This is a genomic window from Clostridium sartagoforme, from assembly GCF_004794105.1.
GTDB classification, from domain to species: Bacteria; Bacillota; Clostridia; order Clostridiales; family Clostridiaceae; genus Clostridium; species Clostridium sartagoforme_B.
In genome coordinates, this window is the sequence record NZ_SRYR01000001.1 from 1,397,027 (window position 1) to 1,413,409 (window position 16,383).

Below are 16,383 nucleotides of genomic sequence, written 5' to 3' on the forward strand. Positions count from 1 at the left end.
ATTTTTTATATATTATTTTTCAATATAAGCTTTATCAAAGAATACATGTCCTAAAGTAGAAACTCTAACACCCTTAACTTCTGGCTTAGCTGCTTTAACTTTAGTGTAGTAGTATAATGGAATTATTGGCATATCTTCCATTAATATATCTTCTGCTTGTCTCATTAATTCCCATCTCTTAGCTTGATCACCTTCAGCTTTAGCTTGGTTAACTAATGCATCATATTCAGCATTTGAATATCCAGCATCATTATTTCCACCGCCAGTTAACCATAAATCTAAGAATGTCATAGGATCAACATAGTCTCCAGACCAACCATGTCTAGCAATTTCATATTGTCCTTCTTGTCTAGTATTTAAGAATACCTTCCATTCTTGGTTAGTTAATTCTACATTAACACCAATTTTAGCCCAGTCTTGTTGTATAGCTTGAGCTACTAACTTATGATCTCCTTCAGTATTATACATGAATTCTAATGTAGGAAGTCCTTCTCCGTTTGGATATCCAGCTTCAGCTAATAACTTCTTAGCTTCTTCTACATTAGCTTGATTTGCATCATAGTATTCCTTATCTGCAAAATCCTTACCTTCTTCATTTAAAATTCCCTTTGGTACATAACTATATGCTGGTACTTGTCCAGATTTAGTAACATTTTCAACTATAGCTTTTCTATCTATTGAAATAGCTAATGCTTTTCTAACCTTAGGATTATTTAATGCCTTCTTAACATCTTCAGGTAAAGTAGATTGCTTACCTACATTAAGTACTAACATATAAGTAGCAAGGTTTGGATAAATAGTAACTAAACCTTCTTCTTGTCCAGCAGCTATTTCAGCTGGTGGTACAGTATCAACCATATCAAAATCTCCAGCCTTTAATGAAGCATAAGCTGTATTTTGATCAGTAACTAATTTGAAAACAACACCTGGTAATTTAATTTCCTTAGCATTCCAGTATTCTTCGTTCTTTTCGAATACTAATTGATCTTTAATATCCCATTGAACTAACTTGAATGGTCCATTAGAAACATAAGTTGCTGGATCAAGAGCCCATCCTTCTGGATCAGCAGAAACTATATCTTCTCTTAATGGCATATAAGTTGTAAATGCAGTAAGTTCCTTAAAGTAAGCTGTAGGAGCTTCTAAAGTAACTTCTAAAGTATAGTCATCAATAACTTTTATTCCAAGTTCATCTCTAGTAGCTTTACCTTCATTGAACTTTTGACCATTTTTAATATAGAATAATTGATAAGCATATTCTGCTGCAGTTTCTTTATCTAATGCTCTTACCCAAGAGTATTCAAAGTCTTTTGCAGTAACGCCTTGTCCGTCTGACCACTTAGCATCTTCTCTTAAGTGGAAAGTATATACTAATCCATCTTCAGATTCATCAACGCTTGTAGCAACACCTGGTATTGCCTTTTCGTTTTCATCTAATCTCATTAATCCTTCAAAAGCATTATCAATAATTGAACCAGCTCCTGAAGAAGTATTTAATGTAGGATCGATTGTTTCTGGGTCTTCTCCTAAGTTGTAGATTAAAGCATCAGAATTACTACTTCCGCATCCAGCGAAAACAGACATTCCAAGTGCAAGTGTTAGTGCAACTGCACAAATTTTTCTAAGCTTATTGCTTTTCATTGTTTTTCCCCCTTAAATTTATTATTTATAAAAATTGCTTATGCAATAATTACCATTATTTAAATAAATGACATGATACAAAGTGTCCAGGTTCTACTTCTTTAAGTTCTGGATCTACTTCCCCACAAATAGGCATAGCATGTTTACATCTCCCTTTAAATCTACATCCAACTGGTGGATCTATAGGAGAAGGAATATCTCCTTCTAATACTATTCTCTTATTTGATTTAGCTATTTCAGGATCTGGTATTGGTACAGATGATAATAAAGCTTGAGTATATGGATGCTTTGGTTTTAAATAAACATCATCTGCTGGTCCTTTTTCTACCATTTTTCCTAAATACATAACTCCAATATGAGTTGAAATATGCTTAACCATTGATAAATCGTGGGCTATAAAAAGATAAGTTAACCCAAACTCTTCTTGTAACTCTTCAAGCATATTAATAACTTGTGCTTGAATAGATACATCTAATGCTGATATAGGTTCATCACATACTATGAAATCAGGTTGTACTGCAAGAGCTCTTGCAATACCTATTCTTTGTCTTTGTCCACCTGAGAACTCATGTGCATATCTATTAATATGACTTCCATTTAATCCAACTCTATCTAAAAGATATCTAATTCTTTCATTTCTTTCTTCACCCTTATATAAACCGTGGATATCGATAGCTTCACCTATAATATCACCAACAGTCATTCTAGGATTTAAAGATGCATATGGATCTTGGAATATCATTTGCATATTCTTTCTTAAAGAAACCATCTTCTTTTCACTAAACTTAGTTATATTTTCACCATTAAAAATAATTTCACCTGAAGTTGGTTCATATAACTTTAAAATAGTTCTACCAGTAGTAGTTTTACCACAGCCTGATTCTCCAACTAATCCTAAAGTTTCCCCTCTTCTAATAGTAAAAGATACATCATCAACTGCTTTTACAAAGCTTTTTTTAGCAAACATACCTTTATTTACAGGGAAGTACTTACAAAGATTTTTCACTTCTAATATTATATCTTTTTCTTTTTCCATTACTCTTCCCTCCTAATTGGTGATTCTACCTTTGGTGCATTTTCATGACATAACCAACATGCAGCTCTATGCCCTTCTGAAATTTCAAATAAAGGTGGTTGTTTTTGTAAACAAACCTTCATTGCATATTTACATCTTGCTGCAAATGGACATCCAACTGGTGGTTTTAATAAATCTGGTGGTTGTCCTTCAATTGGTGTTAATTTTTCTTTTACTTCACTCATTGGATTTGGAACACTATTTAATAATCCCCATGTGTATGGATGCTTTCCATTATAGAATATATCCTTATCTGAACCCTCTTCTACAATTATACCTCCATACATAACATTAATTCTTGTACAAAGGTCAGCAACTACTCCTAAATCGTGAGTAATTAATATAATAGATGTATTAATCTTATCTTTTAAATCTTTCATTAAATCTAAAATTTGTGCTTGAATTGTAACATCTAATGCTGTTGTAGGCTCATCTGCAATAATAAGCTTTGGTTCACATATTAAACTCATTGCTATCATAACTCTTTGTCTCATACCACCTGAAAATTCATGTGGAAATTGCTTAAGTCTACTTTCAGGACTAGGAATCCCTACCATATCTAGCATTTTTATTGCTAATTCATTAGCTTCTTTTTTAGATATTTTTTTATGTTTAATTAAATGTTCAGTTAATTGATCTCCAACTGTAAATAAAGGATTTAAAGAAGTCATAGGATCTTGGAAAATCATTGCCATTTCATTTCCTCTAATTTCTTGCATTTCCTTTTCTGTTGGATTACTAATATCTTGTCCATTAAATATAATTGCATCAGAATCTATCATTGCATTGTCTGCTAATAATCTCATAATTGACATCATAGTTACAGACTTACCACATCCTGATTCTCCAACTATACCTAAAGCCTCTCCTTTATCAAGATGAAAAGATACACCTCTTACAGCTTGTACATCACCTATATGTGTTCTAAAGGAGGTTTTTAAGTTCTTAACTTCTAATAATTTACTCATTTGTCCTTCCTCCTATCTCTTATTCTTAGGATCTAAAGCTTCAGTTAAACCATCCCCAAATAGGTTAAATGCTAATATAATTAAACAAATCGCTCCTGCTGGGAATAGTAATTGATAAGCTGCTGTACTTAATAATCCGCTAGCATCATTTGCTAAAGTACCTAATGAAGCAAGTGGTGCATTAATACCTAAACCTATGAAACTTAAGAAAGCTTCTGTAAATATAGCTTGAGGTACAAATAAAGTTAAAGTAACTAATATTGAACCCATACAGTTTGGTATTAAGTGTCTAAATAAAATTCTAGTCTTAGATGCTCCAAGAGTCTTAGCTGCAAGAACGAATTCTTGTTGCTTTAATTGAAGGATGTCCCCTCTTACTATTCTAGCCATACCAACCCAATAAGAAATTGCCATTGCCAAAATAATTGTTGTAAGACCTGTTGATCCTTCTTTCTTAAATGTAGCCATTAAAATAATTACATATATTTGAGTTGGAATAGAGTAAAGTACATCTACTATTCTCATCATAATATTATCTACTTTTCCACCAAAGAATCCTGCAATTCCTCCATATAAAACTCCAATTACTAAGTTAATTGCTGCTGCAGAAATTGCTATTATTAGAGAATATCTTGCACCATACATAGTTCTTACAAATAAATCTCTACCTAAGTTATCAGTACCAAACCAATGCTGTGCATTAGGTCTTATATCAGTACCTTGCAGATTTGTATCATAATATGTATATCCCATTATTTTTTCCATTAAAATTGGTCCTAAAAACGCAAAGATAACTATAATGATAATCATAATTAAAGAAACCAGTGCTACTTTATTTCCTTTAAGTCTTCTCCACGCATCAGCCCAATAACCAACACTAGGTCTAACTATTTGATCAAATTTCTTTTCCTCATCACTTAAAGGAGTAAATAATTCTTTATCTAAATCTAAATCAACTTTCAAGTTTTCCATTTCTTTACCCCCCATTAACCTTCTAGCTTAATTCTTGGGTCAATTAGTACATATACTATATCAACTAATAAGTTACATACTACTATTAATGTACAGTAGAATGCAGTAACCCCTAATAATGATGTGTAATCTCTATTAGTAATAGATAAAGTAAATTCATTTCCAAGTCCAGGAATTGCGAATATCTTTTCTACTACAAACGAACCTGTTAATACTCCTGCTACTAAAGGTCCTAAATATGTTACTACTGGAATAAGTGAATTTCTTAAAGCATGTTTAAATACTACTGTTCTTCCACTTAACCCCTTAGCTTTTGCTGTTCTAATATAATCTGACTTTAATACGTCAATTAATTTACTTCTTGTAAGTCTTGTTATAAATGCCATTGAACTTCCTGAAAGAGCAATAACTGGCATTATATAATTAGTAGGCTTACTAAGCCCTGTTGCTGGTAGGAATCCTTTCATCTGATATGTAAATATAAATATCAGGAAGGTACCCATAACGAAACTAGGAATGGTTATTCCTATGGTTGAAAGTATCATACAAACTCGATCCGGCCATTTATCGGCTTTTAATGCTGCTATAATACCTAAAGCAACACCAACTACAACTGAGAAAATTATTGATACAACTCCTACTTTAGCTGAGTTCGGGAAACTTTTTTCAATCGTTGTTAATACATCTCTACCTTTATATTTCATTGATTTACCAAAATCACCTTTTAATAAATTGCTCATATAAATTGTATATTGTTCACCAACAGGCTTGTCCAACCCATATTTTTCATTTAATTGTGCTTTCATCTCAGGTGTGATTTTTTCTCCATCAAATGGACCACCTGGCATCATTCTAACTAGAAAGAAAACTATTGTAACTACTGCCCAAATAGTGATTAAACTAGTTAAAAGTCTCTTTCCTACATACTTTACCATTTGTTTTCAACCCCCATTCATAATTCTACAGCATTCAACTTTGTAGATATTAATAATTATATTATATAATATAAATTTGTCAATTAACATTTTAATTTTATATTGATTATATTATCAATATATCAAAATAAATAAGCTTTTTTTCAAAATCTATAAATACAATATTTATATTTTGGTAAACGCTTACAATCGCATTTTTACTTAATTTATGCAAGTATAATTATTAATCCTTCATTTTTCTAATTATTATTAAATTGTTAATTTTTTAATTCTTTTCATTTGCTTGCATCGGCATTTCCTCGTACATTTTATATAATTTGTCCATTTCTAACGTACATATTTCTTTAACATTTTCATTAAAATATTAAATTAACTAGAATAAATATAAAAAAAGTATAATTAATATAAACTATATATACATTACTTTTTTATTAGATTTAATCTAATTACATTTGTTGACCTTTTATATATAATATTTAAATTTTACTAAATTATACAACATAATTAAAATAGGCCGCTTATCAACGCAGCCTATTTTATTCATCTTTAAACTACTCGTAAACTATCTAAAATCTAATATATCTTATTTAAAGTATTTAAAGTTAATGTAATTCTTTTATAAATAACTCAATGGAATCTAAAGCTTCTTTAAGTTCTTCTTTTGAATAGCAATAAGATATCCTTATATATCCTTCTCCACCATATCCAAAAGCATCTCCAGGAACGCAAGCCACCTTCTTTTCTTTTAGAAGTCTTAGACAAAATTCTTCAGATGTTAGATTAAATTTTTTTATAGAAGGGAATATATAAAAGGCTCCTTTTGGTGAAATAAAATCTAAATTCATAGCTTTAAGCCTTTTCTCTACATACTCTTTCCTTAAGATAAATTCCTTTTTCATTATATCTATATTGTAAAGTCCACTTTTAAGACCTTCTGTAACTCCAAATTGAGCTATAGAATTAGCGCAGGACACACAGTATTGATGAACTTTAGTTATCTCATCTATAATCTTATAATTAGTAGCTATAAATCCTAATCTAATTCCAGTTGCAGAAAACATTTTAGAAAAACTTCCTACATATATAATATTGTCTTTCACATCTTCATTCATTGCAATACTATAATACCCTTCATATGAAAATGCTTCATATACCTCATCTGTTATTACTAGTAAATTATATTTTTTAATAAGATCAACTAACTTACAGTAATCCTTATAATTTAGAATAGCACCAGTAGGATTAGATGGATATGATAAAATCATATATTTAATATCATCTTTAACAATTAGACTCTCTAATTCTTCTATGTTAATAGTGAAATCTTCATTTAGTTTATAATATACTACTACTCCACCTAAGATTTTAACTATATTTTCATATGCAGGATATCCTGGCGTAGGTATTAGTAACTTATCTCCTTTGTTAATAACTGAAGCAATTGCTGAAAATAATCCTTCACTCCCACCTACAGTTATACATATTTCCTCTTTACTATAATTGATATTTTTAGATTTTAAATAAATACTTACTTCTTCTCGTAACTCTGGAACTCCTAAGTTATCAGTATATATTGTTTTATCTTCTTCTATAGCCTTTATCATTCCTAACTTTATTTCTTTTGGCATTGCAAAATCCGGCTGTCCTAAGGTAAGTGATATTGCTCCTGGAACTTCCTTTACCTTATTAAAAAACCTTCTTATGCCAGATATTTGAACATCATCTAAATTATAATTCATATATTAGCCCCTAACTTAATACTCAATACCCTTTCTTGCATCTATTCCCTCTTCAAAATAATGCTTTATAGGTTTCATTTCTGTTACTAAATTCGCCTTCTCTATTATTTCCTTTGGAACATTTCTTCCAGTCATAATAAGCTCCATATTTTTAGGTTTATTATCTATAATATATAAAACCTCATCTACAGTTAAAAATTTATTAGAAAGTACTGCCATAACCTCATCAATAATTAAAACATCACATTTATTATTTTTAATTACATCTAAAATAAAGTTATATCCATCTCTTATTTCTAACTTTAACTCTTCAAGCTCTTTTTCATTTAAATTCCAAGTAAAATCCTTTGGTTTTTCAAATCTAAATATTTTGAAGTTTTCTCCTAGCTCCATAACAGTTTTAAGTTCTCCTGTTTCTCCTCCCTTTAAAAATTGTAGCATAAAAACTTTTAAGCCATTACCATAGGATCTTATTCCTTGCCCAATAGCAGCTGTAGTCTTGCCCTTTCCATTTCCAGTATATATTTGAACTAAACCTTGTTCTAACTTCATATTTCATTCTCCTTTTTTGAGTAAATTTACCATTTAATATAATACTTATTAAATTTTCTTATTTTTAATACTTTTTCTTCCAATCGTATTGATATCATTTTAATATATTGATATAATCTTTTCAACTTAAGTTTATAGTGGGGAGGAAAGCAAATGAATTATAACGACTTAACTGATCCATACGAAATAGCAAAATTTATAAAAGATTCAAAAAAGACTACACCTGTTAGGGCATATATTAACGGAGATTTAAGTAATTTAAGGTTTGATGACTTAGAATGGTATGGTAGTAATAATTTTTATGTTATTTTTGGAGAAGCACCATTAGTAAGAAGCTTTATAGAAAAAAATTCAGCTTTAATAAATCATTATAGAATTGAAAATGATAGAAGAAATTCTGCTATTCCAATGCTTAATTTAGTAAACATTGATGCAAGAATAGAGCCTGGTGCTATAATTAGAGATAGAGTTAAAATCGATAAGAACGCCGTTATTATGATGGGAGCTGTTATTAATATAGGATCTGAAATAGGTGAAGGTACTATGGTAGATATGAATGCTGTTATTGGTGCTAGGGCTATTATTGGTAAAAGATCACATATTGGAGCTGGTGCAGTTGTAGCTGGTGTTTTAGAACCACCTAGCAAGTCTCCATGTGAAATAGGAGATGATGTCTTAATAGGAGCTAATGCAGTTATATTAGAAGGAATCAAGATTGGCAATGGATCTGTAATAGCTGCTGGATCTGTAGTAGTAAAAGATGTTCCATCTGGTGTAGTAGTTGCAGGAAGTCCAGCTAAAATAGTAAAATCCGTTGATGAACAAACTAAGGATAAAACTAAAATATTAGATGATTTAAGAAAATAAGCTACATAGCAGTTAAAGTAAAAGGTGAAAAGCAATTAGCTTTTCACCTTTTATTACATAACTTCTTGTTCATTTATTTCATTTACTTCACTTACTTCATTTCCATCACTAATTTCTTCTGCTTCTTCTTGAACCCTTTCCATCTTAGAAACAGAAACTTCATAAGCTATTTTTTTAACTACGTCACTATCATTGACCTTTTTTTGATACTCTCTACTTTGCAGTCTTCCCCATACCCTAATATTATCTCCTACTTCTAAGCTTTGGCAGAATCTTGAATTTCTACCCCATGCAATTGTAGGAATATAATCTGATTTATTATATGCTCTATTAACTGCAAGTAAAACATCAGCTATTTCTCTTCCAAATGGTGTTGTTCTATAAACGGGTTCCTTACAAATAAATCCATCTAGGAATATTTCATTAGGATTTTTGCTTCTTTCTATACAAGGTTCAATATTTCTAGCAAATACAGTTAATATAAGTTTATTTGAACCATCCACAAACTTATTATAAGATCTTAATTGTCCATCAACTATTATTTCCTTATCAATTGATAGATCCATATTAGCAATTAATCTTTCTGATACAGTTATGTTTAAAATATCAACTGAATCGCTTAGTCTCATCACTTCCATAGAAAACGTATAAAACCCTTCCCCATACATTTCATGGCTGAATTCTAGACCTGAAATTACCTTTCCTTCTAAATAAATTTTGTTATTTAACATCATGTTGTCCATCACTAACCCCTCTCTCCCTTAGTAATATTTTATTTCTTTTGATTAACAACCCCATAGGGATATTTCCATTATAATACATTATATCATCATTTTTCAATATTTTTTAATTATTTTTTTATTTGTTCACCATTATCATTAATATAATAATTTTCTTGATACATCATTTCGCCTACTGGTAAGAACTCATATCCTTCTTCTTTTAGTGTTTTTATAATTTTATCTAGGTTTCCAGGAGTATATTTTGCATTGTTATGAAATAGCACTATAGAGCCTTCTTTAACCTTTTTCATAACTCTATTATACTCTTCATCAGCTCCTTTTTCTTTCCAATCCACAGAGTCTATATCCCATTGTATTGGCACAAATCCTTGACTTTTTACATAGTCTAATGATTGTTTATTATAATCTCCACTTGGGAAACGAAATAATTTAGGTGTTACTCCAATAGCCTCTTCAATAGTTTTATTTGTCTTATCTAGTTCTTCCTTCATCCTACCTTCATTAATATTACTAAACATAGGGTGAATATAACTGTGGTTTCCTATTTCATGTCCTCCCTCCTTAATCATAATTAATTTATTTTTATTATCTTCGCTATAATTTACCCAACCTCCCATAATAAAAAAGGTTGCCTTTACATTATATTTATCTAGTACCTCTAATATTCTAGGAAGTTCATCATTTTCTGCCCAGTTAATATCAAAAGTTAAAGAAACTTCTTTTGCATCTTTATTTACCCTGTATATAGGTAATTTATCTTGAACCTCATTAAAAATTGAAATAGCTCTTCCATCTAAAACAAAAGAAATGGTTATTACAAAAACTAATAAAAGCACCCTAATTCCAACTCTATATCTTCTTTTCACATATAACTCCTATCTATTACTTTAATTAATTTATATTCTTATTTTTTCATAATAATGACTCTCTTTATATTATCCTTTCCTCAATAATATGATATAATAGTTATATACTTTCTAAAGAGGGAGGTTTAGTATGTACGAAAACTCAGCAGAACTTGCAGAAAATAAACTTTTAGTTTTATATGTAATGGATTCTTTAAAGCAACCTATTACTAATACACAATTAACAGAAATAATTTTAGAAAACAATTTTATAAATTACTTTACACTTCAACAATATATAAGTGAACTAATATCTTCTGATTTTTTAAGATATGAAATAGTAAATGATAAAAACTTAATTAATATTACAGATAAAGGAGCAAGTACACTATCCTTTTTCACAGATAGAATTTCTACAATAAAAAAGAAGATAATCGATGACTATCTTCACTCAATTATTGATTCTATTAAAAAGGAACTTACTATTCACAGTGATTATACTATAAGTAAAGATAATTCCTTCCTTGTAGATTTACAAGCATTAGAAAATGATAATTTATTAATGTCATTAAAAGTATCTGTTCCTACTAAAAAGCAAGCATTATCTTTATGCAATAGATGGAAAGCAAACCCATCAGATATATACATAAAGATTATGGACTCATTATTTGGCGATGAAAGTTAATATAAAGTCATAGCATTAGGCTCTTTTCCTACTGTTATGACTTTAGTTTTATTATTTTGTAAATCCACACATATGAGTCTTCCCTTTAAATAATCTATTACGTAAATAGTATTATCTAACTTAATAACACCTCTAGGCATACTTCCAATATTAATCTCTTTTATTAACTTAAAAGTACCTATATCTATACAAAAAATACTTCCATCTAATAAATTACTAATATAAATTATATTTTCATCTTCAAAAATATCTATAGGAACTTTTCCAACTTCAATTTTACCTAAGGATTTTAAAGTAATTAAACTAAAGATTTCAATATATCCATTGCTCCTATCTCCCATATAACTTTCACAAACATATAAGAATTTACCATCCTTAGACACTTTTATTTTAGTTGGATACTCTAATGTAACTAATTCTCCAACTACTTTATTTGTATTTATATCGATTATTGAAATATTATGACTTTGAAAGTTAGTAATAAATAAAATCTTATATGTTTCACTTATTTCAATATTATATGGCCAACTATTAACCTTAATATCTAAAATTATTCTCTTTTCTTCTATATCGTACAAAACAACAGTATTTGATTCTGAACAAACAATATAAATTTTGTTCTCATATCTAACTAAATCATTAGGATTAGCACCTACATAAACTACTTCTTCTTCAACCATCCCCTCAATATCAATAACAGATAATGAATTACTATAGCTGTTAGCAACGTATCCTTTATTATCCTTAATACATATACTAGTAGGTCCCAAAGGCTTCTCACCCTTATTTAAAACTAGTTCCTTTACCTCATAACTAATGTTTAATTTATCTTTTAATAAAGGTATCTTAATTATTGAGTCATTTCCAGTATTACATATAATTAAAGATTTCATACAAAAGCTCCTTATCTTATAACCTTAATTATCCTTCTACATATATAAATATAATATGTCTAATTCCTTTAAGATGAGACAACTTTTGATATTTAATTCTATTATTCTGCATTTTAGCTTTATTTTTTACAGATTTGAATATATAATTAATGTACATAATATTGGAGGTGACATAATGTTCGTTTATAAAACACAAGGGGTTTGCTCTACAGAAATACATTTAGATATTCAAGATAATATTATTAAAGATGTACAGTTTATTAGAGGTTGCCAAGGAAATCTAATGGGAATTTCAGCTTTAGTAAAAAATATGAATATCAATGATGTTATAGAAAAATTAAAAGGAATAGAATGTGGCAAAAAAAGCAGTTCATGTCCTGATCAATTATCTAAAGCATTAGAGGAATACTTAAAAAAGGCTGTATAAACAGCCTTTTTTCAATTAACAATTAACAGTTATCAATTAGCAATTATTGATGTAATTCTTTCAGAATTACTAAAAATAAGTGTTTTCAAAACTATAATAAAAATTTTAAATTATTTTTCATTATTCACTTTAAATTTTATAATATAAATTTTAAAAATTAATTCTTACTAACTATTTTTAATTTTATATAATTTGGTAAATTAAATTTTTATACTAAAAATCTATTTATATCTTAAGATATAGATTTTATATTAATTAACACCTTTTCTTTTATATACTCTAACGGAAAATTTTCTCCTGGACAAAGGGTTTCGTACACATCTCTGTGACCCATTATCTTATATATATCATATTTCAATATTAAATAATGAGTAAGTTTTTCTATACTTTCAAATTGTTCTTTTGTTATTTCTTCTTCTTCAAAGTTTCCTTCTAAACAAATCCCAAGAGAACTACTATTTTCTCCTTTAGTATGAGCTCCTTCAGCATATTCATCTCTTCCCAAATAAATACTTCCATCTTTCCTAATATAATAATTATAACCTATGCCCTTCCACCCCTTACTTTTATGGAATTCATTAATTCCTTCTGGATCCCATATACTTCTTGCAGCATGGTGAAATATTATTTTTCTAGGTTTATTATTAAAGATAAGATCTTCTGTCCAATTATAATCAATTCTATTAATATTTAAATCTTTTTCTAAATTTATTATTTCTTCATATGAAGGATTTGCAAAATAAAACTTTTTATAACTTATTTTAAGATATTCCCTAAGAGCCTCCCTAAAAATCACTGTACCTATAACCACTAGTACTATAATAATTATAAGTAATACTAGCTTCTTTTTTATTTTTATTGCAATAAACATTAATCACCTATTAAATACACATATTAATCTATATTATACTTATTTAATACAATGATTATTTATAACAAAAGTTAAAAGAATTATTTTAAAAAGTAAAGCTAAAAATTACTGAAATCAAAGCCGCTACTATAACACCAAGACTACTTATATCTAGTTGAATATTTAATGTTGAGTTTCTATTTATTTTCTTTCTAGCATTTTCATTTGATTCTAAAATCATATTAACAAGATATTGAGGATTTATTCGCCCGAACTCTTGCATAGACGGTAAGGTAGTATTCCCTTCTATTAAAGAAAAGACAGATAACATTAGTACTACAATTCCTTCAATAAACATTACATCTTTAATTGGAGTACCACTAACATTAGAAATAATACTTCCTAAAACAAATAAAGTTAATGAACTAATAATAAAAATAAAACTGAACTTTAAAAAGCTATTAGATTTAGTTTTTATCATAATAATCAACCTCCATATTCTCTTTTACAATTAAATATTAACACTTACGCCTATTAATCTCAACATCTTAAGTGGCTATTTAAACATTTTCAATTGTTAATATAACAAAATCTACCTTCTCTTTTTAGTATAGTAATATTATTATAAAGTTTTTCATAATTAATTTTATTAATTTGCTAATCTCATTAAATAACTGCTAAATTTTTCATTTAAAAACATTTATGAACACAGTTCAAAATGAAAGGATAATATAGCTAATCTCTTATATTTACTTATTTTGCCTTTATTCAAGATTTGATAATTATTTTCAATAATAGTATATTGAAATAAATGATAATTATTATCGATTGGAGAGATAAATATGAACAATTTTATGATTGATATTAGAAACAAGACTAATGTATTGCATAAGGCAGCTGAAAGCTCAGGCTTTACAAAAAAATTATTAAACAAGGAAGCTTCAAAAGAAAGCTATATAGAATATATATATAATTTATATTTTGTATATGAAGCAATCGAACATAACCTAGATAAACTAGAAAATAATGAATCTGTTAAACCATTTGTAACTAAAGAAATCTATAGAGCTGCTGAAATAAAAAAAGATATTGAGGCTCTTAATAAAGATAATAGTATAGAAAAATTAGCTTCAACTATTGCATATGTAGATAGAATTAATTCTATAGTAGAAAAAAATCCAAAGTATATAATAGCTCATGCTTATACTAGATTCTTAGCTGATTTATTTGGTGGTAGAATATTTTACTCAATACTTCAAGAACATTATAACTTAGAAGATACCTCATTAAACTATTATGTTTATAAAGATTTAAAAGATATGAAGGCTTATGTAATGAATTATCATAATATGTTAAATACTTTAGAATTAACTGATGCCGAAAAGGAAGAATTCTTAATTGAAATCTCAAACTCATATATATATAATATGGCTATGTCTAATGAACTTGATGCAAAAAATAATTAATCCATAATTTTTCTAGACATTTTTACTTAGTATATTTTACAAATGGGGCTTTTTAAGAAACAGCCCCATTTGGAATTAAAATTAAGAATTATTGATATAATTCTTACAGAATTACTAAAATTAATTTCTTTTCAAAATTCCTCCTGGAGTTTTTTCATTAATTTTTCATTCTTAATTTTTCATTGTACGACAGTACCTTTTTATTATATATAATAAATAATATTATCTTTAGATTTTTTATAATTATCTACCAAGTCTTCCAAGGTAATGGACGTAAAATAATCCCTAATTATTAAATTAATATCCTTCCATAAATTTTTATTAATAAAGGCTTCCAAATCGTTTTCTTCCTTATCATTAATATCAATAAATATACTGTCTCCTTCTAGCACCTTCAATATATCTATTATAGTCAAATCTTTAGGTTCTTTTCCTAATATATATCCACCTTGGGCTCCTTTTCTTCCAAGAATAATTCCAGCCTTTCTAAGCAAAGAAAATATTTGTTCTAAATATCTTTCTGAAATACTTTGTCTTTCTGAAATTGCTTTTATGCTTACATTTTCTGATTCCATATTAATTGCTAAGTCAATTAAAGCTCTTAATCCATATCTTCCCTTAGTTGAAATCTTCACTTTATCACCTTTCTCTTCATTATTCTATATCTTAATAATAAAAGTCACTACTATAAATAGCAATGACTTTGTTTAAATTATTTATATAAATCAGTAGATAAATATCTTTCTCCAGTGTCTGGTAAGATTACAACGATATTTTTTTCTTTATTTTCTTCTCTTTGTGCTAATTTTGTTGCTGCAACTATTGCTGCACCAGAAGATATTCCTACTAATAGTCCTTCTGTTCTAGCTAAGTCCTTTGATGCCTTAAAAGCTTCCTCGTTGTCTACTGCTATAATTTCGTCAATAATTGAAACATTTAAATTCTTAGGAATAAATCCAGCCCCAATTCCTTGAATCTTATGAGGACCTGGCTTTCCTCCAGCTATAACTGGTGAATTTGTTGGTTCTACTGCTATTATCTTAACATTTGGATTCTTTTCTTTTAAAACTTCACCTACTCCAGTAAGTGTACCACCAGTTCCTACTCCTGATATAAAGAAATCAACTTTTCCATCTGTATCTGACCAAATTTCTTCTGCAGTAGTTACTCTGTGAATTTGTGGATTAGCTGGGTTTTCAAATTGTTGTAGTATAATTGAATTTTCAGTTGAATCCTTTATTTCATTTGCCTTAGCTATTGCACCCTTCATACCTTCTGATCCAGGTGTTAAAACTAATTCAGCTCCAAGAGCTTTTAAAAGATTTCTTCTTTCTAAACTCATTGTTTCTGGCATTGTTAAAATTAACTTGTACCCTTTTGCTGCAGCTATATAAGCTAATGCAATACCTGTATTACCACTAGTTGGTTCTATAATTACTGAATCCTTCTTTAGTAATCCCTTCTTTTCTGCATCATCTATCATACCAAATCCAATTCTATCTTTAACACTACCACCTGGATTAAAGTATTCAAGTTTTGCTATTACTGTACCTACCACTCCGTTTTCTTTATTATAGTTTGATAATTCTAATAGTGGTGTTTTTCCTATTAAATCCACTAAACTTTTTGCTATTGCCATATTAATCTCTCCTCTTTTTCCTACTATTCCGATATGTTTTTCTTTTAATTATATATTACTCTATTTTACTTAATTTGTGAATACCT

At 28.4% G+C, this 16,383-nt stretch carries 18 protein-coding genes; 4 read left to right on the forward strand and 14 right to left on the reverse strand.

Annotated elements, in window-relative coordinates; genetic code table 11:
- Positions 1 to 12: 12 nt before the first annotated feature.
- The 7 genes from E5347_RS06280 to E5347_RS06310 form a co-directional block, all read right to left on the reverse strand.
- Positions 13 to 1,641 (reverse strand): peptide ABC transporter substrate-binding protein, encoded by a 1,629-nt coding sequence (locus E5347_RS06280; protein ID WP_136005574.1) that lies wholly within the window; start codon positions 1,639 to 1,641, stop codon positions 13 to 15.
- Between the two features lie 55 nt (positions 1,642 to 1,696).
- Positions 1,697 to 2,677, reverse strand: a complete 981-nt coding sequence (locus tag E5347_RS06285; protein ID WP_136005575.1) for an ABC transporter ATP-binding protein — start codon at positions 2,675 to 2,677, stop codon at positions 1,697 to 1,699.
- Positions 2,677 to 3,684, reverse strand: coding sequence for an ABC transporter ATP-binding protein (locus E5347_RS06290; RefSeq protein WP_136005577.1), 1,008 nt, complete (start codon positions 3,682 to 3,684; stop codon positions 2,677 to 2,679). The genes E5347_RS06285 and E5347_RS06290 overlap by 1 nt, the downstream gene beginning before the upstream one ends.
- 12 nt (positions 3,685 to 3,696) lie before the next feature.
- Positions 3,697 to 4,656 (reverse strand): ABC transporter permease, encoded by a 960-nt coding sequence (locus E5347_RS06295; protein ID WP_136005579.1) that lies wholly within the window; start codon positions 4,654 to 4,656, stop codon positions 3,697 to 3,699.
- Positions 4,657 to 4,670: 14 nt separating this feature from the next.
- Positions 4,671 to 5,591, reverse strand: coding sequence for an ABC transporter permease (locus tag E5347_RS06300; RefSeq protein ID WP_136005580.1), 921 nt, complete (start codon positions 5,589 to 5,591; stop codon positions 4,671 to 4,673).
- A 602-nt stretch (positions 5,592 to 6,193) separates the two neighbouring features.
- A complete protein-coding gene (locus E5347_RS06305) occupies positions 6,194 to 7,330 on the reverse strand; it encodes a pyridoxal phosphate-dependent aminotransferase (RefSeq protein ID WP_136005582.1) in 1,137 nt (378 codons plus the stop codon).
- A 15-nt stretch (positions 7,331 to 7,345) separates the two neighbouring features.
- On the reverse strand, positions 7,346 to 7,882 hold the full coding sequence (locus E5347_RS06310) for a cob(I)yrinic acid a,c-diamide adenosyltransferase (protein WP_136005584.1): 537 nt from the start codon (positions 7,880 to 7,882) through the stop codon (positions 7,346 to 7,348).
- A gap of 153 nt (positions 7,883 to 8,035) precedes the next feature.
- Between E5347_RS06310 and dapD the strand changes: the two genes are divergently transcribed.
- The gene (dapD, locus tag E5347_RS06315; protein WP_136005585.1) at positions 8,036 to 8,749 is read left to right on the forward strand and encodes a 2,3,4,5-tetrahydropyridine-2,6-dicarboxylate N-acetyltransferase; all 714 of its coding nucleotides are present in this window, start codon (positions 8,036 to 8,038) and stop codon (positions 8,747 to 8,749) included.
- A gap of 53 nt (positions 8,750 to 8,802) precedes the next feature.
- Here the strand turns inward: dapD and E5347_RS06320 are convergent, their stop codons facing one another.
- Together E5347_RS06320 and E5347_RS06325 are read right to left on the reverse strand one after the other, a co-directional pair.
- Positions 8,803 to 9,492 carry a single-stranded DNA-binding protein gene (locus E5347_RS06320; RefSeq protein WP_136005586.1) on the reverse strand — a complete coding sequence of 230 codons (690 nt, stop codon included), beginning with the start codon at positions 9,490 to 9,492 and terminating at the stop codon, positions 8,803 to 8,805.
- Between the two features lie 107 nt (positions 9,493 to 9,599).
- Positions 9,600 to 10,358, reverse strand: coding sequence for a polysaccharide deacetylase family protein (locus E5347_RS06325; RefSeq protein WP_136005588.1), 759 nt, complete (start codon positions 10,356 to 10,358; stop codon positions 9,600 to 9,602).
- A gap of 130 nt (positions 10,359 to 10,488) precedes the next feature.
- On the opposite strand from E5347_RS06325, the gene E5347_RS06330 reads away from it, so the two are divergent.
- Positions 10,489 to 11,022 (forward strand): DUF4364 family protein, encoded by a 534-nt coding sequence (locus E5347_RS06330; protein WP_136005589.1) that lies wholly within the window; start codon positions 10,489 to 10,491, stop codon positions 11,020 to 11,022.
- Here E5347_RS06330 and E5347_RS06335 read toward each other — a convergent pair.
- On the reverse strand, positions 11,019 to 11,915 hold the full coding sequence (locus tag E5347_RS06335; RefSeq protein WP_136005591.1) for a YncE family protein: 897 nt from the start codon (positions 11,913 to 11,915) through the stop codon (positions 11,019 to 11,021). The genes E5347_RS06330 and E5347_RS06335 overlap by 4 nt on opposite strands.
- Positions 11,916 to 12,090: 175 nt before the next feature.
- Here E5347_RS06335 and E5347_RS06340 point away from each other — a divergent pair, with 175 nt between their 5' ends.
- Positions 12,091 to 12,342: a TIGR03905 family TSCPD domain-containing protein gene (locus tag E5347_RS06340; RefSeq protein ID WP_136005593.1), complete on the forward strand. Its 252-nt coding sequence runs from the start codon at positions 12,091 to 12,093 to the stop codon at positions 12,340 to 12,342.
- A gap of 232 nt (positions 12,343 to 12,574) precedes the next feature.
- On the opposite strand, the gene E5347_RS06345 is transcribed toward E5347_RS06340, so the two are convergent.
- Together E5347_RS06345 and E5347_RS06350 are read right to left on the reverse strand one after the other, a co-directional pair.
- The gene (locus E5347_RS06345; RefSeq protein ID WP_136005595.1) at positions 12,575 to 13,213 is read right to left on the reverse strand and encodes a peptidoglycan recognition protein family protein; all 639 of its coding nucleotides are present in this window, start codon (positions 13,211 to 13,213) and stop codon (positions 12,575 to 12,577) included.
- An 85-nt stretch (positions 13,214 to 13,298) separates the two neighbouring features.
- Positions 13,299 to 13,673 (reverse strand): hypothetical protein, encoded by a 375-nt coding sequence (locus E5347_RS06350; protein WP_136005597.1) that lies wholly within the window; start codon positions 13,671 to 13,673, stop codon positions 13,299 to 13,301.
- 361 nt (positions 13,674 to 14,034) lie between these two features.
- Here E5347_RS06350 and E5347_RS06355 point away from each other — a divergent pair, with 361 nt between their 5' ends.
- Entirely contained in the window at positions 14,035 to 14,658 is a 624-nt protein-coding gene (locus E5347_RS06355; RefSeq protein ID WP_136005598.1) for a heme oxygenase (biliverdin-producing), read from the forward strand.
- Positions 14,659 to 14,861: 203 nt separating this feature from the next.
- Here the strand turns inward: E5347_RS06355 and E5347_RS06360 are convergent, their stop codons facing one another.
- Together E5347_RS06360 and cysK are read right to left on the reverse strand one after the other, a co-directional pair.
- Positions 14,862 to 15,293, reverse strand: a complete 432-nt coding sequence (locus E5347_RS06360; RefSeq protein ID WP_136005599.1) for an RrF2 family transcriptional regulator — start codon at positions 15,291 to 15,293, stop codon at positions 14,862 to 14,864.
- A 77-nt stretch (positions 15,294 to 15,370) separates the two neighbouring features.
- Positions 15,371 to 16,297, reverse strand: coding sequence for a cysteine synthase A (gene cysK, locus E5347_RS06365; protein ID WP_136005601.1), 927 nt, complete (start codon positions 16,295 to 16,297; stop codon positions 15,371 to 15,373).
- Between the last annotated feature and the right edge of the window lie 86 nt (positions 16,298 to 16,383).

What these genes read in the sequence shown, in the direction of transcription:
- E5347_RS06280 (WP_136005574.1), bottom strand. Translation starts at nt 1,641, where the DNA reads ATGAAAAGCAATAAGCTTAGAAAAATTTGTGCAGTTGCACTAACACTT.
- E5347_RS06285 (WP_136005575.1), bottom strand. Translation starts at nt 2,677, where the DNA reads ATGGAAAAAGAAAAAGATATAATATTAGAAGTGAAAAATCTTTGTAAG.
- E5347_RS06290 (WP_136005577.1), bottom strand. Translation starts at nt 3,684, where the DNA reads ATGAGTAAATTATTAGAAGTTAAGAACTTAAAAACCTCCTTTAGAACA.
- E5347_RS06295 (WP_136005579.1), bottom strand. Translation starts at nt 4,656, where the DNA reads ATGGAAAACTTGAAAGTTGATTTAGATTTAGATAAAGAATTATTTACT.
- E5347_RS06300 (WP_136005580.1), bottom strand. Translation starts at nt 5,591, where the DNA reads ATGGTAAAGTATGTAGGAAAGAGACTTTTAACTAGTTTAATCACTATT.
- E5347_RS06305 (WP_136005582.1), bottom strand. Translation starts at nt 7,330, where the DNA reads ATGAATTATAATTTAGATGATGTTCAAATATCTGGCATAAGAAGGTTT.
- E5347_RS06310 (WP_136005584.1), bottom strand. Translation starts at nt 7,882, where the DNA reads ATGAAGTTAGAACAAGGTTTAGTTCAAATATATACTGGAAATGGAAAG.
- dapD (WP_136005585.1), top strand. Translation starts at nt 8,036, where the DNA reads ATGAATTATAACGACTTAACTGATCCATACGAAATAGCAAAATTTATA.
- E5347_RS06320 (WP_136005586.1), bottom strand. Translation starts at nt 9,492, where the DNA reads ATGGACAACATGATGTTAAATAACAAAATTTATTTAGAAGGAAAGGTA.
- E5347_RS06330 (WP_136005589.1), top strand. Translation starts at nt 10,489, where the DNA reads ATGTACGAAAACTCAGCAGAACTTGCAGAAAATAAACTTTTAGTTTTA.
- E5347_RS06335 (WP_136005591.1), bottom strand. Translation starts at nt 11,915, where the DNA reads ATGAAATCTTTAATTATATGTAATACTGGAAATGACTCAATAATTAAG.
- E5347_RS06340 (WP_136005593.1), top strand. Translation starts at nt 12,091, where the DNA reads ATGTTCGTTTATAAAACACAAGGGGTTTGCTCTACAGAAATACATTTA.
- E5347_RS06345 (WP_136005595.1), bottom strand. Translation starts at nt 13,213, where the DNA reads ATGTTTATTGCAATAAAAATAAAAAAGAAGCTAGTATTACTTATAATT.
- E5347_RS06350 (WP_136005597.1), bottom strand. Translation starts at nt 13,673, where the DNA reads ATGATAAAAACTAAATCTAATAGCTTTTTAAAGTTCAGTTTTATTTTT.
- E5347_RS06355 (WP_136005598.1), top strand. Translation starts at nt 14,035, where the DNA reads ATGAACAATTTTATGATTGATATTAGAAACAAGACTAATGTATTGCAT.
- cysK (WP_136005601.1), bottom strand. Translation starts at nt 16,297, where the DNA reads ATGGCAATAGCAAAAAGTTTAGTGGATTTAATAGGAAAAACACCACTA.